The organism is Halomonas sp. KM-1 (genome assembly GCF_000246875.1).
GTDB lineage: Bacteria > Pseudomonadota > Gammaproteobacteria > Pseudomonadales > Halomonadaceae > Halomonas > Halomonas aerodenitrificans.
Genome location: NZ_BAEU01000048.1, coordinates 1 through 20,333, shown reverse-complemented (window position 1 = coordinate 20,333; position 20,333 = coordinate 1). Strand labels below are relative to the sequence as shown.

The 20,333-nt window shown below is 65.6% G+C and carries 21 protein-coding genes; 7 read left to right on the top strand and 14 right to left on the bottom strand.

Going from position 1 to position 20,333, the window contains the following annotated elements; translation table 11 throughout:
- Positions 1–48: 48 nt before the first annotated feature.
- Positions 49–585 carry a GNAT family N-acetyltransferase gene (locus B8115_RS04595; RefSeq protein WP_010626581.1) on the top strand — a complete coding sequence of 179 codons (537 nt, stop codon included), beginning with the start codon at positions 49–51 and terminating at the stop codon, positions 583–585.
- 36 nt (positions 586–621) lie between these two features.
- On the opposite strand, the gene B8115_RS04590 is transcribed toward B8115_RS04595, so the two are convergent.
- Both B8115_RS04590 and B8115_RS04585 read right to left on the bottom strand, forming a co-directional pair.
- Entirely contained in the window at positions 622–1,239 is a 618-nt protein-coding gene (locus B8115_RS04590) for a LysE family translocator (protein WP_010626580.1), read from the bottom strand.
- 211 nt (positions 1,240–1,450) lie between these two features.
- The gene (locus B8115_RS04585) at positions 1,451–2,770 is read right to left on the bottom strand and encodes a ferric reductase-like transmembrane domain-containing protein (protein WP_035590035.1); all 1,320 of its coding nucleotides are present in this window, start codon (positions 2,768–2,770) and stop codon (positions 1,451–1,453) included.
- Between the two features lie 151 nt (positions 2,771–2,921).
- Here B8115_RS04585 and B8115_RS04580 point away from each other — a divergent pair, with 151 nt between their 5' ends.
- The 4 genes from B8115_RS04580 to B8115_RS04565 all read left to right on the top strand — a co-directional run bounded on the left by B8115_RS04580 (position 2,922) and on the right by B8115_RS04565 (position 6,198).
- On the top strand, positions 2,922–4,220 hold the full coding sequence (locus tag B8115_RS04580; RefSeq protein ID WP_010626578.1) for a Glu/Leu/Phe/Val dehydrogenase: 1,299 nt from the start codon (positions 2,922–2,924) through the stop codon (positions 4,218–4,220).
- Between the two features lie 84 nt (positions 4,221–4,304).
- Positions 4,305–5,069 (top strand): pseudouridine synthase, encoded by a 765-nt coding sequence (locus tag B8115_RS04575; RefSeq protein ID WP_010626577.1) that lies wholly within the window; start codon positions 4,305–4,307, stop codon positions 5,067–5,069.
- A gap of 36 nt (positions 5,070–5,105) precedes the next feature.
- Positions 5,106–5,942 carry a tRNA cyclic N6-threonylcarbamoyladenosine(37) synthase TcdA gene (gene tcdA, locus B8115_RS04570; protein WP_010626576.1) on the top strand — a complete coding sequence of 279 codons (837 nt, stop codon included), beginning with the start codon at positions 5,106–5,108 and terminating at the stop codon, positions 5,940–5,942.
- A 31-nt stretch (positions 5,943–5,973) separates the two neighbouring features.
- A complete protein-coding gene (locus B8115_RS04565) occupies positions 5,974–6,198 on the top strand; it encodes a DUF1653 domain-containing protein (protein ID WP_010626575.1) in 225 nt (74 codons plus the stop codon).
- A 34-nt stretch (positions 6,199–6,232) separates the two neighbouring features.
- Here the strand turns inward: B8115_RS04565 and B8115_RS04560 are convergent, their stop codons facing one another.
- The 12 genes from B8115_RS04560 to lptF all read right to left on the bottom strand — a co-directional run bounded on the left by B8115_RS04560 (position 6,233) and on the right by lptF (position 17,696).
- Positions 6,233–7,249, bottom strand: coding sequence for an MBL fold metallo-hydrolase (locus B8115_RS04560; protein ID WP_010626574.1), 1,017 nt, complete (start codon positions 7,247–7,249; stop codon positions 6,233–6,235).
- A complete protein-coding gene (locus B8115_RS04555; protein WP_010626573.1) occupies positions 7,246–8,292 on the bottom strand; it encodes an ABC transporter ATP-binding protein in 1,047 nt (348 codons plus the stop codon). Before B8115_RS04555 ends, B8115_RS04560 begins: the two co-directional genes overlap by 4 nt.
- Complete coding sequence (locus tag B8115_RS04550; protein WP_026037883.1) at positions 8,280–9,980, bottom strand: iron ABC transporter permease; 1,701 nt, start codon at positions 9,978–9,980, stop codon at positions 8,280–8,282. Before B8115_RS04550 ends, B8115_RS04555 begins: the two co-directional genes overlap by 13 nt.
- 2 nt (positions 9,981–9,982) lie before the next feature.
- Positions 9,983–10,969, bottom strand: coding sequence for an ABC transporter substrate-binding protein (locus B8115_RS04545; RefSeq protein WP_010626571.1), 987 nt, complete (start codon positions 10,967–10,969; stop codon positions 9,983–9,985).
- 141 nt (positions 10,970–11,110) lie between these two features.
- The gene (locus B8115_RS04540) at positions 11,111–11,878 is read right to left on the bottom strand and encodes an ABC transporter permease (RefSeq protein WP_010626570.1); all 768 of its coding nucleotides are present in this window, start codon (positions 11,876–11,878) and stop codon (positions 11,111–11,113) included.
- A gap of 9 nt (positions 11,879–11,887) precedes the next feature.
- Positions 11,888–12,685, bottom strand: coding sequence for an ABC transporter ATP-binding protein (locus B8115_RS04535; RefSeq protein WP_026037882.1), 798 nt, complete (start codon positions 12,683–12,685; stop codon positions 11,888–11,890).
- Positions 12,682–13,725, bottom strand: a complete 1,044-nt coding sequence (locus B8115_RS04530; RefSeq protein ID WP_010626568.1) for an ABC transporter substrate-binding protein — start codon at positions 13,723–13,725, stop codon at positions 12,682–12,684. The genes B8115_RS04535 and B8115_RS04530 overlap by 4 nt, the downstream gene beginning before the upstream one ends.
- 310 nt (positions 13,726–14,035) lie before the next feature.
- Complete coding sequence (gene bfr, locus B8115_RS04525) at positions 14,036–14,518, bottom strand: bacterioferritin (protein ID WP_010626567.1); 483 nt, start codon at positions 14,516–14,518, stop codon at positions 14,036–14,038.
- A gap of 193 nt (positions 14,519–14,711) precedes the next feature.
- The gene (locus B8115_RS04520) at positions 14,712–14,918 is read right to left on the bottom strand and encodes a (2Fe-2S)-binding protein (protein ID WP_010626566.1); all 207 of its coding nucleotides are present in this window, start codon (positions 14,916–14,918) and stop codon (positions 14,712–14,714) included.
- A 93-nt stretch (positions 14,919–15,011) separates the two neighbouring features.
- Complete coding sequence (locus B8115_RS04515) at positions 15,012–15,491, bottom strand: RDD family protein (RefSeq protein WP_010626565.1); 480 nt, start codon at positions 15,489–15,491, stop codon at positions 15,012–15,014.
- Positions 15,492–15,552: 61 nt separating this feature from the next.
- Positions 15,553–16,617, bottom strand: coding sequence for an LPS export ABC transporter permease LptG (gene lptG, locus B8115_RS04510; RefSeq protein WP_010626564.1), 1,065 nt, complete (start codon positions 16,615–16,617; stop codon positions 15,553–15,555).
- Positions 16,617–17,696, bottom strand: a complete 1,080-nt coding sequence (gene lptF, locus B8115_RS04505; protein WP_010626563.1) for an LPS export ABC transporter permease LptF — start codon at positions 17,694–17,696, stop codon at positions 16,617–16,619. Before lptF ends, lptG begins: the two co-directional genes overlap by 1 nt.
- Positions 17,697–17,812: 116 nt before the next feature.
- Between lptF and B8115_RS04500 the strand changes: the two genes are divergently transcribed.
- Together B8115_RS04500 and B8115_RS04495 are read left to right on the top strand one after the other, a co-directional pair.
- Positions 17,813–19,333: a leucyl aminopeptidase gene (locus B8115_RS04500; RefSeq protein WP_010626562.1), complete on the top strand. Its 1,521-nt coding sequence runs from the start codon at positions 17,813–17,815 to the stop codon at positions 19,331–19,333.
- A 152-nt stretch (positions 19,334–19,485) separates the two neighbouring features.
- Positions 19,486–20,333: branched-chain amino acid aminotransferase (locus B8115_RS04495; RefSeq protein ID WP_026037881.1), on the top strand; the 848-nt coding region annotated here is incomplete at its 3' end.

The window sequence follows — 20,333 nt, the reverse complement described above, 5'->3', positions numbered from 1 at the left end:
GACAGCTGCTATGCTTTGGCTAGGCTCTTTCGATGGAATGAGACGCTGGTGGAAACTGACCCAATCAACACGGAAGTGAATGCCAAGCGGCGGCTGCGACTGCGCCCCGCGACACCCGAGGATCGTCCCTTGCTCGAGCGCTGGGACACCGAGCCCCATGTCGTTGCGGCCAACCCCAACGACAAATGGGAGTGGCAGACCGAGCTGGCCCATCCGGCCGAAGGCTGCCAACAGTTCATCGCCGAGCGCGAAGGACGCGCCATCGGCTTCATCCAGATACTCGATCCCGCCCGTGACGAGAGCGGCTACTGGGGCGAGGTGGGCGACGGCTTGCGTGCCATCGATATCTGGATTGGCGAGCCCGAGGAGCTGGGCAAGGGCTACGGCACCACCATGATGCAGTTGGCCCTGGCGCACTGCTTCGCCGACCCCCGGGTTTCCGCCGTGCTGATCGATCCGCTCGCCGACAATCGTCGGGCCCATCGCTTCTACGAGCGGCTGGGCTTTCGCTTCGTCGAACAGCGCCGCCTGGGCAACGACCTCTGCTGTATCTACCGTCTCGAACGCAGCGACTGGTTGGCCTGAGGTCGTCGGTACGCCGCGACGCAGCCCTCGAGACGCTTAGCCCTTGGCCACCAGGAAAGCGCCTGCCGCCACCATCAGCGCCCCCGCGGAGCGGTTAGCCCCCTTCATGGCACGCTCGCTCTGCAGCCACCGGCGCGCGCTGGCGGCCCCCACGGCGACCAGCATCAGTCCCAGCATGAGCCCGACGAACGTCAGCGACACAGTCAACAGCATGTCGCCGGAGGCCAGCGCCACCAGGTCGACGAAGGTCGGCAAGAAGGCGATGTAGAACAGGATCACCTTAGGGTTGGAAGCGGAGATGAGAAAGCCCTGCAGAAACCCCTTCACGAGGTCGACGCGCCGGGAACCTGCCGACAGGTCGGCCTCACCGACGGGCGAGGTCCACAGTTTCCAGGCCAGGTAGAAGAGATAGGCGGCACCGACATAGCGAATCATGGTGAACGCCTCGCCCCAGTGCTCGGCCAGCACCGCCAGCCCGTGAAAGGCCAGCATGAGGTACAGCAGGTCGCTGACCGTCATGCCCAGCGCCAGTGGCCAGCAGGCACGCGCCCCGGAGGACATGCCGCGGGCCAGGATGGCGAAGATTCCGGGGCCGGGGGTAATGGCGAAGACGAAGATGGCGAGGAAGTAGAGCAAGGCGCTCTCGGGGGACATGGGAGCCTCACGGTCAGGGCGAAAATTCGATCATGCCCGAGTGCAACGCCTCATGACCAGCCCCCATCGCCGGGCGCCAGGCACATCTCATCAGCTCAGCCCATCAGATCCGGCCTGCCAACCATAGCGCCAGCAGCACCACGATCAGCAACAACAGTCCGCTGGCCACGCTGCCGGCCCACTTGGCGATGACGTGCAGCATGCTCCTCTCCTAAACGATGTCGAAACGATCGGAATAGATCCGCGTGGTCGCCGCCCCCTGGGCAAGCAGGGCTTTCTCGGCGGCATTCATCAGCGGCTCGGGGCCGCAGATGAAATATTCGCGGCGGCCGTCGTCCGGCGGGAGCCGACGCTTCACCAGCGCTTCGTCGATCTTGCCGCTCTCCCCCTTCCATTCCGGCTCGGGGTCGCTGATGACGTGGATCACGTCGAGATCGAGGGTCTGCTCCAGCTCGGCCAGCTCATCGCGAAAGGTGGCGTCCTCCCAAGTCTTGTTGGCATAGAGCAGCCACAGCGGCCGGGTATCGCCCTGGTCACGCAGCGAGCGCAGGATGCTCATGATCGGCGTGACGCCGATACCGCCGGCGATGAGTACCGCACCGGAGGCATTGTCCGGTTCGGGTATGAAGGCGCCGTAGGGCCCTTCGACGAAGGCGCGTGTGCCTGACGGCACCGCAGGGAGGGTATTGGTGAAGTCACCCAGGCGCTTGGCCGTGAACGCGAAGCGCTTGCCATCTTCACTGGACGAGGCCACCGAGAATGGATGCTGCTGCAGCGAGAACGGTGTCTCGCCCAGGGTGATCCAGAAAAACTGTCCGGGTGCGAAGTCGAGACGATGATCACCTTCGGCTTCAAGGGTCAGGGTTGCCGCATCGCCACGCTCCTGTTGGTTGTCCACCACCCTCCAGGGACACTTGCGTAGACGCCACGGCCTCAGCAGGCGCGATTCGACCACCAGCAGCAGCGCAAGCCCCACCACCGCGCCCAGCAGCAGCGTCGTGAAGATGCCTTCCGTGTAGTGCTGCACCATGACCGCATGGCCCAGGCCACCGGCGACGACGAAAAGCGACAGCCCGCCGTGCAGAGCCCGCCACCACTCGTAGGAGAGCCCGAAGCGCGTACGCCACAGCGAGCTTGCCACCAGCATCAGCGTGGCCAGCACCAGCAGTATGAGGGTAATCGCGCGCAGGGTATCCTCGCGGGGATCGAGATACTCGATCCAGCCGGGGCGGGTGGCGATCATCACCAGCGGATGAGCCAGCACCAGCAGCAGCGCGAAGATGCCGGTCTGGCGATGGAACTGCAGAATGTTGTCGTGACCGACCGATTCGGCGAACCAGCGATGCCGCCCCGAGATCACCGCCTGACAGGCAAGAACGCCAAGCGCCAGCAGCCCCAGCAGGGCACCGAGTTCGGCACCGAACTCCCGCGTTTCGTCAGGCTGGCGGATAACGGCGATGCCGAGGGGCAACAGAGCCAACAACAGATAGCCACCACACCAAAGCAGTGCGCTTCGGGCCAATCGACTCACAACGACCTCCTTGTCCAAGTCTCCTGCTCAAGATAGTGCTTCGGCATGTAACCGTTTGAAGCTTTATGTTCTTGCGCCTTTGGCTCACATATCACCCGATGCTGCTACGCTGAATCAAGCAACGACAGGCCACATCATCAGGAGGAAACCGATGTCTGGGCAAACGGATCATGCCAACCTGTTCGACGACGCACGCTCGCGCCTCGAGGAAGTGTGCCAAGCCATCGACATCCAGGGCGATGCCAGGGAGCGACTGATGCAGCCCAGCCTCTCGCTGCAGGTCAGCGTGCCGGTGCGCATGGACGATGGCCGCCTCAAGGTCTTTCCCGGCTGGCGGGTGCAGTACAACACGACGCTGGGGCCGGCCAAGGGCGGCATTCGCTTTCATCCCGACGTCAATCAGGAGGAAGTGACCACCCTCAGCTTCTGGATGGCGGTGAAGTGCGCCGTGGTCGACCTGCCCTACGGCGGCGGCAAGGGCGGCGTGAAGGTGGACCCCAAGCAGCTGTCGAAGCTGGAGCTGGAACGACTGGCCCGGGGCTACGTTCGCGCCATCGCCGACATCATGGGACCCGACCGCGACATTCCCGCACCGGACGTAAACACCAACGCCACGGTGATGGGCTGGATGGCCGACGAGTTCGACCACCTGGCCCGTGGCAAGGTACCCTCCGCGATTACCGGCAAGCCTCCCGAGCTGGGCGGGTCGCTGGGTCGTGTGGCCGCCACCGGACGCGGCGCCCTGCACGTGCTCGACCTGTGGGCAGCGCGCGAGAAGCGCAAGCCAGAGGAGATAACAGTGGCTATCCAGGGCTTCGGTAATGCTGCCTATCACTTTGCCCGGCTAGCCCACGATCAGGGCTATCGCATCGTTGCGGTGTCCGACTCAAAGGGCGCTATCTACAGCGAGGAAGGCCTCGATCCTGACGCCATCATGGAGCAGAAGCAGCGTAATATGCGGCTGCACGAGATGGTTTACTGCGACGATTCTGTGTGCATTGCCGAGGACGTTGAGAAGCTCGATCGCGACGAGCTGCTCACCCTGGAGGTAGACGTCCTGGCGCTGGCGGCACTGGAGAATCAGGTGCATGAAGACAACGTCGATCAGGTCAAGGCCGGCGCGCTGCTCGAGATCGCCAACGGGCCGGTCAGTAGCCGTGCCGACGAACGGCTCGAGGAGCGCGGCGTGCCGGTACTGCCCGACGTGCTGGCCAACACTGGCGGCGTCATCGTCAGCTACTACGAGTGGGTGCAGAATCGTAGCGGCGAGCGCTGGCCGGAGGAGGAGATCAATCGGCGGCTGGCCGAGCACCTCGAACGCCAGAGCGAACTGGTCTTCGAGCGCGCCGAACAGGAGGAGATCTCCTATCGCCGGGCGGCGTATCGCCAAGGCATCGAGCGCATCGCCCACGCCATCGAGCTGCGCGGCAACTGTCAGGACAGCGAGTGAGCGAGGCAGCCAGCCGCAACTCGGGGTGACAAGGGCATTGGCCAAGGCGACAATAGCGGCCTTTCGTTGCCGAACCGGGCCGTCATGACGAACCCTCTGAGCCTTCTCTACCGGGACGAGCACCTGGTCGCGGTGCACAAGCCGGCGGGCCTGCTGGTGCACCGCTCCAAGCTGGCGGGCGGCGAGCGCGAGTTCCTGCTGCAACGCCTGCGCGATCAGCTCGGCCAGCGCGTCTATCCGGTACATCGACTGGATCGCCCCACCTCGGGTGTCATGGTGTTCGCTCTGAATTCGGACATCGCTGCACGCCTGGGCGAGATCTTCACCGAACGCCGGGCCGCCAAGCGCTATCTGGCGGTGGTGCGCGGCGTCGGCCCCGCACAAGAGTGGCTCGATTACGCCCTGCGCGAGGAGGATGGCAGCCGGCCCAAGGCGGAGATGCCGGCGCTCGAAGCCCTCACCGAAGTGAAGCGGCTGGACAGCGTCGAGCTGCCGGTGCAGGTGGACCGCTATCCCAGCAGCCGCTACTCCCTGATGGAGGTGCGCCCGCTGACCGGCCGCCGCCACCAGATCCGGCGCCACCTGTCACGGCGCGGCTACCCAATCATCGGCGACGCCAAGCACGGCAAGGGCAACCACAACCGCTTCTTCGCCGAGCGCCTGGGCTGCCCGCGGCTGCTGCTGGCGGCCGTCGGCTTGAGCTTTGAACATCCCGTCACGGGGCGCTGCCTGACCTTGAGCTGTAGCCTGGACGCCCCCATGACGGCCCTGTTCCAGCATTTCGGCTGGGCTGGCCACCTGCCTACCGACCAGGCAGGTTGCTCCGAAGCGCCGCTCTCCCTAGCCTGACACCACCGCCACCAACCGGAGTTTCAAGACGCCGACATGACCGCCCCATTGCCACCGCAGGAAGCCGCCCCGGCCCAGGACGACTACGATTTCCGCTTCGGTGGAATTCGGCGACTCTACGGCGCCCGTGCGCTCGACTACTTTCGTCAGGCCCACGTCGTCGTGGTCGGCGTGGGTGGTGTCGGCAGTTGGACGGTAGAAGCACTGGCGCGCTCGGGAATCGGCCGCCTCACCCTGATCGATCTCGACGACGTCTGCGTGTCCAACGTCAACCGCCAACTTCCCGCCCTGGATGGCAACATCGGCCGGCCCAAGGTCGATGTGCTGGCCGAGCGCTGCCGGGCGATCCAGCCCAGCATTCAGGTCGTCGCCGACACGGCCTTCGTCACGCCGGGCAACCTGGCACAGCGCATTCCCGAAGACGCCGACTACGTGGTCGATGCCATCGACAGCGTGGTGGCCAAGGCCGCGCTGATCGCCTGGTGCAAGCGGCGCAAGCTGCCCATCGTCGTGGCCGGCGCCGCCGGCGGGCAGAGCGACCCCACGCGGATCAAGGTGGCGGATCTCGCGCGCACCGAGCACGACCCGCTGCTGGCCAAGGTGCGCGCCCGGCTGCGCCGGGATTACGGCTTCTCGCGCAACCCCAAGCGGCGCTTCTCGGTAGAGTGCGTCTATTCTGACGAACAGCTGGTCTACCCCGGCGCCGATGGCGAGGTCTGCCTGCAGAAGCCCAGCGCCGGAGAATCGACCCGCCTCGACTGCGCCTCCGGCGTGGGTGCAGCCACCTTCCTCACCGGCAGTTTCGGCTTCGTGGCCGCCTCACGGGTGCTAGCCCGCCTGGCAAAGCGCGCTGCCGCAAGCAGCAGACAATAACGACAACGACTCTGAACTGGAGCCCTGCGCGATGACTCACCCCCTCCCCGTTCCCGGCATCTACTGCCACTACAAGGGCAACCGCTACGAGGTGCTCGGCGTCGCTCATCACAGCGAAACCGAGGAGCCACTGGTGGTCTACCGTGCGCTGTACGGCGACTACGGCCTATGGGTGCGACCGCTCGCCATGTTCACCGAGACCGTCGAAGTGCGCGGCGAACCGGTGCCGCGCTTCGACCTGGAGAAGGCGTTCTAAAATCGGGCCGAGGATCGCTCACCCTCAAAGGCCATCAGAGTGCCGTCGATGACGACGGGACAAGACTCTCGATCATTTCATCGACCACCGAGGTAAATAGAGGCGTTACCTCTCTGGCCCCGAGCCGGCCCATCAAACTACGTAGATGCGACAACCGCAGGTGAACGTTCCAGCGCTGCCAGTCGGTCTCGCCGTCCACCCGCTGGCGCTGCCGCCGTGGCGTGAGATAGCCGGTATGCAGGAGGCGGTGCCCCGGCCAGTCCACCGGATCGTCGTCGCGGTCCGCCACCAGCCATAGCATGGGCGAAGCCGTGCGGGAAGCGTCGAGCAACCGCCGTATGGCTGCGTCGTGCCCTTCCCGGCGCAGCTCAGGCGACAGGCGTACTAGCGCCTCAAGTGCCTCGCGACAGGCGTCGTCCAGGTTCCAGGTCATGCCTAGCCTCGCGGCCTGGGCATCGAGCCACAGCGCCATTTCCAGCGCCCGGCCCGAGACCGGAACCGGCAGCACCCGCGGCTCGGTCAGACGTTGCAGGATCGCCTCGCGACACTGCACCTGAGGCGTGTCGTAGACCCCATAGGAAGCATCAAGCAACGCCACTCGCGCCGGTGGCGGCTCGTCAAAGGGAAAGAGCAGCGACTCGAGGCAGGCATCGCCGCTGTAGAACACACCATCCGCGATACCAAGATGCAACCAGACCCCACCCAGCGAATGCCCCGCCTGGCCGGTGGTCACCGGGATGCCCGTCACCCGACATTGGCCACGCTCGGGCAGGGGGCGCCAGTCACGCCCATGCGGCAGTGCAGCCGCCACCGGCGGCGTGCAGTAGAGCGGCAGCTCGGCAGGTAGCGCCGCGACGCCGCCGATGTGATCGACATGGTCGTGAGTGATCAGCACCGCATCGACATCGAGCCCCTTCGCCCATTCGCTCGACTGGCCCGGATGCAGGGCGCCGCCGGCGTCTAGCAGCAGCCGCTTGCCTGCGGCCTCCACCAGGATGGCAGCTGGCGCCTTCTCCCCGAGCCCGCTTAGCACCTCAATGCGCACGCTCATGCTTCGGGCTCCAGGCACCAACCCTGGTGCAGGGTCAGCTCCACGCTCTCTCCTTCGACCAGAGCGGCGTGATGATAGGCCACCAGCGACTCACCGCTTGCCAGGCGCAGGTGCAACTCATGGCGCTCGCCGCGAAAGGTCACGCTTTCCACCCTCGCCCTCAGGCCCCGCTGGGCCGAAGCGTCAGGCAACACCGTGACATGCTCGGGCCGCACCAACACCGGCTGGACGCGCTCGCTGGCGACCGCCGCGAGCCCATGCATCAAAGTGTGCTCGTCGAGCCGCTGCCCCGGCCGTCCTGCCGCCACCTGGAGCAGGCTCCCCTGGCCAATGAAGCTGGCTACCCAGGCACTGCGCGGCCGGCGGTAGAGCGCCTCCGGCGTGGCCCACTGCTCCAGCCGGCCGCCACGCATCACCGCAATGCGATCCGCCAGCGACATCGCCTCGCTCTGATCGTGGGTCACGTAGATCATGGTGGCGCGAGTGCGGCGATGAAACTCACGAAAGCTCTGTTCCATGGCCGCACGGAGGTGGCGATCCAGGTTGGCCAAGGGCTCGTCGAGCAGCACCACATCCGGGTCGGTGACCAGGCAGCGTGCCAGTGCCACGCGCTGCCGCTGCCCACCGCTCAACTCCTGTGGCGAACGGCCAGCATGTGACGCCAGATCCACCAGGCTCAGCGCCTGAGCCACCCGGCGCCGGTAAGCGTCGCCCTCCAGGCGCCGCAGCTTGAGCGGGTAGCCGACGTTGTCGGCCACGCTCATGTGCGGCCACAAGGCGTAGGACTGGAACACCATGGCCATGTTGCGTTGCTCCGGCGGCACATGAAGCTCGCGGCTGGCCAGGGTACGCTCTCCCAGGCGTATCTCGCCCTCGCTGAGCGCCTCGAAGCCGGCCAGCATACGCAGCATGGTAGTCTTGCCGCAGCCGCTGGGGCCGAGCAAAGCCACGAACTCTCCCGGCTCGATGTCCAGCGAGAGCGAATCGACGGCCTGCTGTTCACCGAAGCACTTGGAGACCCGATCAATCATCAACCCTGCCATGGCACGACCCCCTTGGGCAGATGCGGTGCCAGCCAGCTGAGACAGAGCATCAGTGCGGCAATCATCGCCACTACCAGCACCGATACGGCGGCGGCCAGCACGCTCTCGCCGCCCTCGGCCAGATTGAAGATCAGCACGCCCAGCGTCTCGTTACCGGCGCTCCACAGCAGCGCCGAGACCGTCAGCTCGTTCACCGCCAGCAGGAACACCAACAGCCCACCGGCGAATAGCGCCGGTGCCACCAGCGGCAGCACGATGCCGCCCAGGCGACGCCAGGGGCCGGCTCCCGCCAGTTGGGCGGCTTCCTCCAGCGCAGGGTCGAGCTGGGCCAGACCGGCCGCCACGGGCTTGAGGCACACCACCAGAAAACGCATCAGATAGGCCACGAAGATCAGCCCCAGGGTGCCGTAGAGCGCTACGTTCACCAGAGGGATGGGACGCACGAAGAGCAGGATGCAGGCCACCGCCAGCACCACGCCGGGCAGCGCATAGGGCAGCTCGATGGCGCCGAGGGCCAGACTCTGCCAGCGCTGCGGGAGACGCTGCAGACGATAGGCCAGCGGCAGGCTGCAAAGCATCAGCACCAGTGCGGCGCCGCCCGCCAGCCACAGGCTGTTACGCACCGCGCGCCAGGTCGCCCCCTGGCGGCCGATCACCTCGTGATAGGCGTTCAGGGTGGCGCTCTCCCAGGTGAGCGGCACGCCCACGGCGGGCACCAGCGAGCTCACCACCAGCGCCGCCAGAGGCGCGATGAGGATCGCCAGCAGCACAGCGATGAGCAGCGCGGTCACCGCGCCGCGCCAGCGCCCCAGAGAGAAATCGTGAGCGCGTCCCGAGTGGCCCACCAGGCCGAAGCGGCTGCGCTTCATCCACGCCTGCTGCAGCGCTACGCCAGCCAGCGCCAGCACGCCGATCAGCAGCGACAGCGAGGCCATTTCGGCCAGCACACCGGTGCCGAAGCTGGCCATGCGCTGGTAGATCAGAGTCGGCAGCACGTAGTAACCAGCGGGGATGCCCAGCATGGCCGGGATGCCGAAATTGCCCAGGCTGGAAATGAATGCCATGGCACCGCCGGCGATCAGGCCACCACGGGTCACCGGCAGGATGACATGGCCCCACACCTGAGCCTGGCGGGCTCCGCTGATACGGGCGGCCTCGACCAGTTCACGGGGCAGGGAAAGCAGTGAGGTACGTAATGCCAGGAACACCAGCGGTGCGCTCTGGATCCCCAGCAGCAGGGCAATACCCTCGGCGGAATAGAGCGGCTGTGGACTGCCCAGCGGCGGTGCCATGCCGATACTCTTCAGCAACGGGCTCGCCGGGCCGAACAGCTGCAGCCAGCTCAGAGCGGTGACCTGGGGCGGAATCATCATCGGCAGCATGAAACAGAACACCAGCCACGCCTTGCCGCGGATATCGGTCAGGGTGATCACGAAGGCGAACAGGCTGCCCAGCGCCAGAGCGATCAACATGCCAAGCCCCGAGGTATAGAGGCTGCGCCACAGCGCCCGCCAGGTACTCTCTGCCTGCAGCACGCGCCACAGCGGCGCCTCGCTGCCCTGAGCCAGGTCACCCAACGCTTCGAGCAACAGGCGCAGGCTGGGCACCAGGCTGAGCAGCACGATCGTGACGGTCAACAGAGTAAGCAGCCAGCGTTGCTGGCTGCCTGCCATCAGACTCGGTGCCATGATCAGCTGCCGAACAGGTCGCCGAAGCGCTGCTTGAGCTCGGCTTCCCTGGCCAGGGCATTCTGGGTATCCAGCGGCATCAAGACGATGTCGTCACGGGCGGGGAAGCCCTCGGGCGGTGTAACCTCGGGATGCGCGGGCAGGTAGCCCTGCTCGCTCACCAGCTCCTGACCCTCTCGCGAGAGCACGAAGTCGACGAACTTCTGCGCCGCTTCCAGGTTCCTGGCGCTCTGCATGATGGCGACCGGCTCGGTCACGGCACTGACCCCCTCCTCGGGGAACACGAACGCCACCGGCGAGCCCTTGGCGGCCTCGCGAATCGGCAGGAAATCGACCACGATGCCATAGGGCTTGCTGCCCGCCGCCACCGCGTTGAATACGCCGCCGTTGCCGCCCTGGGCCTCGGTGCGGTTGGCCTGCAGCGCATCAAAGTAACCCTCGCCCAGTTCGGGATGGGCCTCGATCGACGCCATGTGGATCAGCGCGGCACCGGAGTAGAGCGGGCTCGGCATGGTCACCTGGCCGGCGTATTCGGGCTGGGTGAGCTCTTGCCAGCTCTGCGGCTGACGCTCGGCCCCGGTGTTGTAGACGATGCCGGTGGTAATCAGCTTGGTGCCGTAGTAGTAGCCCTCGGGATCGTACAGCTCGTCCGCGTAGACCTCGCGCTCGGGGCTCAGATAGGCCTGCAGGTGCCCCTCCCGCTTGAGCGACTCCATGGTCATGCTGTCGGCGATCAGCAGCACGTCGGGGTTGCTGACCCCGGCGGAGAGTTCGGAGCGCAACCGGGTCATCAACTGCGTGGTACCGTCGCGCACCCACTCCACTTCGACATCGGGATGGGCGGCACGGAAGGCATCGACGGTCTGCTGGGCGTCGCTGTTGGGCTGGCTGGTATAGAGCACCAGCTTCTCGCTGGCAAGCGAAGGCATTGCCAGCAAGGCGAATAACACAGAGGCGGTGAGTGCGGTTGGCAGGGGGTGCTTCGGCATGTGAAAACCTCCGATGAATGAGTCTCATCGAAAGTACTGCCGTTGGCTTACAGCAAAGTGACAGAGACATGTTCTTCAACCTGCCGCCATGGGGCGAGCCGCCGTCCTCTTGCGTGACGATGCCTGCTCGCGCAAGGCCCCTCACCGCTGGCCGCGGTGCGCCCATCCGGTCATCCGCTTCTCCAGAATCGCAAACAGCTCGTACATCACCATGGCCATGGCGCTGATCACGATCAGCCCGGCGAACACCAGCGCCATGCGCATCTGCGAGCCGGCGCTCATCATCAGGTAGCCGATGCCCTGGTTCGAGGCCACCGTCTCGGAGACCACGGTACCGACGAAGGCCAGGGTGATGGCGATCTTCAGCGAGGCGAAGAAGTAGGGCAGCGAGCGCGGCAGCCCCACCTTGAGCAGCACGTCGATGCGCCGGGCGCCGAGCACCCGCAGCACGTCCTCCATTTCCGGCTCCAGCGTGGCCAGGCCGGTGGCCACGTTGACCACGATGGGAAAGAAGCAGATCAGGAAGGCAGTCAGGATAGCCGGCACCGAGCCGATGCCGAACCACACCACCAGGATCGGCACGAAGGCCACCTTGGGGATGGCGTTGAAGCCAACCAGCAGCGGGTAGCAGGCGTGGTAGAGGAAGCGCGAGGAGCCGATGATGAAACCCAGCGCCAGCCCCACCGCCACGCCCAGGGCGAAGCCCGCCATGGTGGTCCAAAGGGTCTGCCAGGAGTGCATGCCGATGGGGCCGGCAAAGGTCACCAAGGCTTGCGCGGTGGCCGAGGCACTGGGGAAGATGAACTCCGGCACCTGCAGCAGGCGCACGCTGATTTCCCAGATCGCTACCAGCGCCAGCACCGCGACCCAGGGCGCCAGCCGCTCGATCAGCTTTTCATTCTTGGTCATGCTCGCTCCTCAGGCGCTGCGGATGTCACCGATCAGGTTGCGCAACTCCTGCACCAGATCGATGAAAGGCTTCTCGTAGGTCACCGCCAACTCGCGCGGCCGCGGCAGGTCGATCTCGCGACGCTCGATGATACGACCCGGCCGGCGACTCATGACGTAGACGGTATCGGCCAGGAACGCCGCTTCGCGCAGGTCGTGGGTCACCAGCACCACGGTGAAGCGCTGGGCCTCCCACAGATCGCGCAGCACGCACCACAGCTCCTCGCGGGTGAAGGCATCCAGCGCGCCGAAAGGCTCGTCGAGCATCAGCAAGCGCGGACGGTGAATCAGCGCGCGGCAGATCGAGGCGCGCTGCTGCATGCCCCCGGAGAGCTGCCACGGGTATTGGTCCTCGTAGCCCTCGAGCCCTACCGTGCGCAGCAGATCGCGGGCCCAGCCAATGAACTCCGCGCGTCGCTTGCGAAACTGCGAGCGGTAGGGTTTGACGATCTCCAGAGGCAGCAGCACGTTGTCCAGGGTGGTGCGCCAGGGCAGCAGGTTGGCGCTCTGGAACGCCATGCCGCAGATCTTCAGCGGCCCGCCTACCGCGGTGCCGTCCACCTGCACGCTGCCGGCGGTGGGCGCATGCAGCCCGGTGCACAGCTTCATGAAGGTAGACTTGCCGCAGCCGGAGGGGCCGACGAAGGCGACGAACTCACCCTCCCGGATGGAGAGCGAGATGTCCTCGATGGCATTGCCGGAGTCATCGTAGGCCAGGCTGACCCGGTCGAAGTCGACGAAGGACGTGGAGTCTGCCAAAGCCGTCACTCCGCGCGCTCGGGGAAGATCATGCGCTCCTCCTGGGGCGGCAGGAAGCTTGAAGTGAACACCCGTTCGGGCTCGGGCACCGAGGGCAGGTCGTAGGCGTCCGCCACCAGTTGGATCGCTTCGCGCAGACGCTGCTCATCCACACCACCGGCTCCGTTGGCGCGCGCCTCATCGGTGTCGATGACGCTGGCGATGGCCAGCTTGAGCCGGCGGGTCTCCATCTCGACGTCGATCAGCGCATCACGGTTGCGCACATACTCGATCGCTCCTTCGGGGTCGGCCAGGGTCTCTGCCAAAGCGCGGTTGAAGGCGCGCAGGAAGCCCTCCACCGCTTCAGGGTTGGCTTCGGAGAACGCTTCGCTGGCGATGATGGCATTGCCGTAGAGCGGCACGCCGTAGTCCGGGAACGGCATGATGGTGAGCTGCTCCTCGTCCATGCCGCGGCCTTCCAGGTTGAGCAGGCTGGTGAAGTAGAAGCCGGTGATGGCATCCACGTCACCGCGCACCAGCAGCGTCTCGCGCAGGGCGGGATCGACGTTCTGCCACTCGACGGCGCCGGCCTCGAGGTCGTTGGCGGCGGCGAAGATGCCCCAGGCCCGGTAGCCGGTATCGAAGGCGGGCGCGGCGATGGACTTGCCGGCGAGGTCCGCAGGCGACTCGATGTCGCGATCCTTGCGCGCAAAGACCGAGGCCGGGCTGCCGTCATACACGACATAGACCCCCTGGATCCCGGGACCATCGGGGTTCTCGGCGAGAAACTCCACCAAGGCATTGAGATCACCGAAGCCCATCTCGTAGGCCCCCGAGGCGACCCGGTTGATGGCGCCGGCAGAGCCACTGCCGGAGTCGATCTGCACGTTGAGCCCCTCTTCGGCGAAATAGCCGCGCTCCACGGCCATCAAAAAGGGTGCCGAAGGCCCCTCGAAGCGCCAGTCGAGCTGAAAGCGAATGCGGGTTTCATCCGCCTGGGCCACGGCGGCGCCAAGCAGGGAAAGGCTCAGCGCTCCGGCCAGCAGGCCAGCGGTAAGTTGACGACTCATGAATGCCACCCTCGCGATGCGTTCTGGTTGTGTTTGTTCTATGCAATCGGCCTGCCAAAAGGGTGCAGTTCCCTTAGGCTTGGGGGCCAGTGAGCCATGACGGGGCATGGCGCACTGCGCTTGGCACCTGGGATGTGCACGATCAGCGCCAAATCGGGCCGCTTGCACCAGCTTAGTTCATCAGCGAGTGACAGATGATGCCTGGGGCAACGCAACGTAAACGCAGGGGTGGGAACGGCGCATCAGCGTGCACACAAAGAAAAACGGCACCGATACGTGTCGGTGCCGTGGGAGCCTTGCGGAGCCGTCGTTACTCGTCGCCGGCTTCCTGCATCTGCTTCAGCAGGTAGTTCTCGATGCCGACCTTGTCGATCAGACTGAGCTCGGTCTCGATATGGTCGATGTGCTCTTCTTCATCGGCCAGGATGTGACGGAACAGATCGCGGGAAACGTAGTCCTTGACCTGCTCGCAGTAAGCGATGGCCTCGATGTAGTCGTTACGTCCTTCATGCTCGATCTTTAGATCGCTCTCGAGCATCTCGCGCACGTTCTCGCCGATGTGCAGCTTACCGAGGTCCTGCAGGTTGGGTACCCCTTCGAGGAACAGGATGCGCTCGATCAGCTTGTCGGCATGCTTCATTTCGTCGATGGACTCGTCGTACTCCCACTTGGCCAGCGCCTTGAGGCCCCAGTCCTTGTACATCTTGGCATGCAGGAAGTACTGGTTGATCGCCACCAGCTCGTTGCCGAGAGCCTTGTTGAGGTACTCGATGACCTTGGCGTCGCCTTTCATTGCCTCTCTCCCTTCTCTTTACTCTTCTCGGTCTCGGATCTTGCTCGTGCCCTATCATCCTGATCCTCATGATAGGCAGTATCCGACCAAACATGCAAAAAATCCAACCGGAGCAGCAGGTTGGATCAATGACAACAAGAATGAGAAAGATTGGCGTCACCCGCAGGACGGCTGCCTGCGGGGAAGAAGAGAGCTATACGGCGTAAGCCAGGTCGTTGGCGGAAGCCATGACTTCAGCGGTGATGGCATCGCGGGTAATGGTCTTGCCCACACAGGCGCACTTGCCGCACTGGGTACCGCAGCCCGTTTCGCGCTGAACCTCGCGCCAGCTGCGCGCGCCGTCCGCCACGGTCTCACGGATCTTGCGGTCTGATACGCCCTTGCAGAGACATACGTACATCGACATCACCTCGCTGTGCTCACGAGGATTAATGTAAATGATTCGCATAGACTATCGCAAGAGCAAATCGGACATTTTTTGATCGGCGTCACATCACCGCCGCGTCGCCTTGGGCAGCACCACCACTTGGGTGCCGGAGACGATATCCGGCCAGCTGCGTCGCTGGTGGTCGAACAGCACCCAGAGATAGCCCAGGCCGAGAGCCGCCAGGGAGAGCCAGGCCACCACGTAGCGCACCAGGCTTTGCACCAATGTGATCGAGCGGCCATCGGGGGTCTGCACGCGCAGGCGCCAGGCCTGCATGCCGAGCGTCATGCCGCCGCGCGTCCAGGAGAAGGCGAAGAAGACGAAGGCGCCGATCAGCAGCAGCAGTTGCAGCGTCAGACGCTGGGGCTCTCCCGCTCCGACATCCTCCGGGCCCAGGCCCAGCACGTAGCGCACGAATGCCACGTGCAGCACGGCGATGGCGATCCAGATCGCTGCCACCAGAAAGGCGTCGTAGAGCATGGCGCCCAGGCGCCGTCCGAGGCCGGCCGGCCACACATCGTCGAGCTGATCGAAACGTCGTTGCATTGCGGTCTCTTCCTAACGTGTACGTGGGCTCGGTCGCCCAGGCAGTCGCGGCCAGCGCCCCTCAGCCGGTACGGCGCAGCAGGTACAGCCCTAGCCCGGCACTGACCAGAATCGGGGTTAGCACCGCCCATACCGGGGAAAAGCCGAACACCGTCGAGGCCGGTGCCAGCAGGTCCTGCAGGTACTTGAACGTCAAGCCGACGATGACCCCATAGAACACCCGCGTACCGGCCGCCACGGTGCGCAGCGGGCCGAACACGAACGAGGCCGCCACCAGCACCAGCGAGCCCATCATCAGCGGCATCAGCATCTTCTGCCAGAAGTAGAGCAGCGGCTGGGTCGCCTGCAGGCCCTGATCCCGCAGGAAGCGTGAGTAGGCCCACAGCTCGCTGGGCGCCTGGCTGTTGATCGGCAGCAGCAGCCGATTGAGTTGTGCCGGCGTGAGGTTGGTCTGCCAGGGATGCTGGGCGTGATGCTCCGCCTCGGTACGGTCGTCGAAGAAGCGCGTGATGCCCACCTCCTCGAGCTGCCAGCTGCCGTCGCGCCATACCGCACGCTCGGCCACGATAGCCTCGCGCAGTTCGCGCCCCTCGAAGCGATAGCGGGTCAGGTCGAGCACGGTGTCGTCGGCGCGTATGGCACCGAAGCGGTAGACGCTGTCGCCCTCACGCTGCCAGCCGCCGCGCTGGACCAGCACCGCTCCTTCGCCCTGCATCTGCTCCAGGCGCCAGGCGCTGGCGAACTGCTCGGTACGCGGGCTGACATACTCGGCGGTCAGCAGTACCACGACCACCACCAGGATGATGGGCTTCATCACCCCCCACAGGATGCGCGCCAGAGAGCGTCCTGCGGCCCGCATCACCGTCAGCTCGTTGCTCGACGCCATGCTGCCAAGGCCGATCAGCGCGCCGATCAACACCGCCACTGGGGCGTATTGATAGAAGCGCCATGGCACCCGCATCAACAGATAGAGCAGCACCTGGAAGGCACCGTAGTTGCCCTCTACGTCGTCCAGGTCGTTGATGTAGGAGATCACCAGGTCGAGGCCAAGCAGCACGACCTGGACGACGATGATCGCCCCCAGCACGTTGCGGGCGATATAGCGATCGAGACGATCCGTCAGCATCAACGCATCCCCCTGCGCTGGTGGTGCATCATCAGGCCCAGGCCGAGCGCCAGGAACACGAGATGAATCGGCCACATGCCGATCACCGCCGGCAGAGTGCCGCGGCCGATGGCATCCAGCGCCGCCAGCAGTAGGCTGAGATAACAGACGTGCAGAAAAATCGCCGGCAGCAGCTTGGCGAAGCGTCCCTGACGCGGGTTGACCTTTGAGAGCGGCATCGCCATCAGCGTCAGGATGAAAACCATCAGCGGCAACGACAGGCGCCACTGCAACTGGGCCTGCGCGCGGCTGGAGTCGTCGCCTAGCAGCTCAGCCGTGGTGGCGTACTCCGACGACTCCAGCTCGCGTCGCTCACCGCCGAGCGAGAGGCGTACGGCATAGGTCTCGAACTCCAGCCGCTCGGCCTCGAAGCGCCCCGGGTCGACGCTGTAGCGCTCGCCGTCGGCCAGCACCAGGAAGCGGCTGCCGGTGTCGGGGTCGACGGTCTGGTAGCCGCTGCCGGCGCGGGTCACCGCGGTTTCCGGCGAGCCGTCGCGGCGGCGCTGCCGCTCGCTGATGAACACCTCTAGCATGCGGCTGCCGTCATCGCTGAACGACTCGGTATAGGCCGTGCGGCCGCCGCCGAAGTCCTGAAAGCGCCCCGGTGCCAACGCCGTGAAGTCGAGCCGGCTGCGCTGCTCCTCCAGCATCACGGCGTTGTGCAGCGCCCCGGCAGGGGTCAGCCACAGGCTGCACAGCCCGACCAATACCGCCACCAGGGAGGCCGGCACCAGGCTGATCTGGAACAGTCGAATGGGGCTGGTACCGCAGGCCACCAGCACGGTGATCTCGCTGTTGAGATAGAGCTGCCCATAGGCCAACAGAATGCCGAGAAAGAAGGCCAGCGGTAGAATCAGCTCGAGAAAGCCGGGCAGGTGGAACAGCATCAAGTTGCCAAGGATGGTGGCAGGAATGTCGCCCTCCGCCGCATCGGTGAAGTAGCGGATGAACCGGCTGCCCATGATGACCAGCAACAGCACGCCGGCAACGGCGGCCATGGTGAGCAGGATCTCGCGGGTCAGGTATCGAAAAATGATCATGCAGCGGTCTTCCATGCAATGGCGCCATGCCTTGAGTACACTGGGGTGATTCGGCAGGCCCCGGAGCCGTGCCGGCATTATCCAGAATCCCCCATCGCTTGTCTTGTGGAGTCACCATGGAATTCCCAGTTCAGACGGCCAATCCCGCCAAGGCCGAATCGGCCTGCCTCGTGGTCCCGGTTTTCAAGGATGGCGATCTGCTGCCTGCCGCCGCCAAGCTCGACGACGCCAGCGAGCGGCTGATCGGCCAGTTGATCGAGCGCGGCGACTTCGATGCCAAGCTGGGCAACATGCAACTGCTCCCCTTCGCCCCTGGCCTCAGCGCCGACCGCCTGATGCTGGTGGGGCTGGGCGAGCGCGGCAAGTGCCAGGAGCGGGCCTTCATCAAGGCACTGGATGCCGCCTTCACCGCCGTTGCCGGCCTGCCGGTGGAAGACGTCGCCGTAGCCTTCACCGACGTCCCCGTGCCTGAGCGTAGCATTGCCTGGAAGGCGCGCATGACCGCCGAAGCGGCGCAGCGTGCGGTCTACCGCTTCGACGAGTTCAAATCGGAGAAGGCCCCGCGCCCGCGGCTCGACAAGGTCGCCCTGCTGCTCAGCGACAGCGAGGCCGCCGGCGAAGCCCGCGAAGGCGCGCGCATCGGCAATGCCGTGGGCCAGGGCGTGGCCTACACCCGCACCCTGGGCAACCTGCCGGGCAACGTCTGCACGCCGAGCTACCTGGCCGACCAGGCCGAGCAGCTCGGCCGTGAATCGGGCGGCACCCTCGCGATCGAGATCCTCGACGAGGCGGCACTGGAGGAACTCGGCGCCCACAGCCTGCTATCGGTGGGCCGCGGCAGCGAACAGCCCTCGCGGCTGATCGTGATGAAGTACCAGGGCGCCGACAGCGCCGACGAGGCCCCTCACGTACTGGTCGGCAAGGGCATCACCTTCGATACCGGCGGCATCTCGCTCAAGCCCGGCGAGGCCATGGACGAGATGAAGTTCGACATGTGCGGTGCGGCCAGCGTGTTCGGCACCGCCAAGGCGGTACTCGGCATCCGCCCCAAGCTCAACCTGGTGTTCATCGTCGCCGCCGCCGAGAACATGCCTGACGGCCGCGCCACCAAGCCCGGCGACATCATCAAGACGCTAAAAGGGCTCACCGTGGAAGTGCTCAACACCGACGCCGAGGGGCGCCTGGTGCTGTGCGACGCCCTGACCTACGCCGAGCGCTTCGAGCCTGCCAGTGTGGTCGACATCGCCACCCTCACCGGCGCAGCGATCATCGCCCTGGGCCACCACGCCACCGGCCTGCTCTCCAACGACGACGACCTGGCACTGGACCTGCTCGACGCTGGCGAAGCGGCCTGGGACCGCGCCTGGCACCTGCCGTTGTGGGACGAGTACAAGGAGCAGCTCGACTCCAACTTCGCCGACATGGCCAACATCGGCGGTCGCCCGGCCGGTACCATCACCGCGGCCTGCTTCCTCTCGCGCTTCGCCGACAAGTTCCCCTGGGCGCACCTGGACATTGCCGGCACCGCCTGGACCTCGGGCAAGCAGAAAGGTGCCAGCGGCCGCCCGGTGGGGCTGCTGACCCAGTACCTGCTCGACCGTGAGGAAGAGGCGCGCCAGGTCGAGAACGAGAGCTGACGCCGTCAAGGTTGCCATCCCGGGCGTCAACCGTTACATCTGTCGCATCAGGCGCTCCGGACGCATACCGCCGGAGCGCCGAAAAGCTCAATAAATCGCCGGAATCCCGGCATAGCGGAGACCCATTTGCCGTGCCCAACGCCACTTTCGACATGCTGCCCACCGCCACGCCCACGGCAGCCAACATTCGCGACGACATTCTCGCCAACCCCGGTTTCGGCCTGCACTTCAGCGACCACATGGCCCATGTTCGCTGGACTGCCGATGCCGGCTGGCACGGTCACGAAGTGCGCCCCTACGGTCCGCTGACACTCGACCCGGCGGCCGCCGTACTGCACTACGGCCAGGAGATCTTCGAGGGCATCAAGGCCTACCGCCACCCGGACGGCTCGGTATGGTCGTTCCGCCCGGAGAAGAACGCCGAGCGCTTTCGCCGCAGCGCGCGCCGCCTGGCGCTGCCGGAACTCGACGACGAAACCTTCGTCGAGTCGCTGCGTGCACTGATGCAGCTCGACCAGGGCTGGGTGCCCACGCCCAAGAATGCGGGCGACGAATCGAGCCTCTACCTGCGCCCGTTCATGATCGCCAGCGAGAAATTCCTCGGCGTACGCCCGGCCAAGGAAGTCGACTACTACGTGATCGCCTCCCCCGCCGGCGCCTACTTCAAGGGCGGCATCGCCCCGGTGTCGATCTGGCTCTCCTCGCACTACAAGCGCGCCGCCCCCGGGGGCACCGGCTTCGCCAAGTGCGGCGGCAACTACGCGGCCTCGCTGGCGGCCCAGAAGGAAGCCGAGAAGTACGGCTGCAGCCAGGTCGCCTTCCTCGACGCCGCCGAGAACAAGTGGATCGAGGAGCTGGGCGGCATGAACCTGTTCTTCGTCTACAAGGACGGCCGCCTGGTCACCCCGCGCCTGACCGACACCATTCTCGAGGGCGTAACCCGCGACTCGGTGCTCACCCTCGGTCGCGACGAGGGCCTGACCCCGGAAGAGCGCGCCAT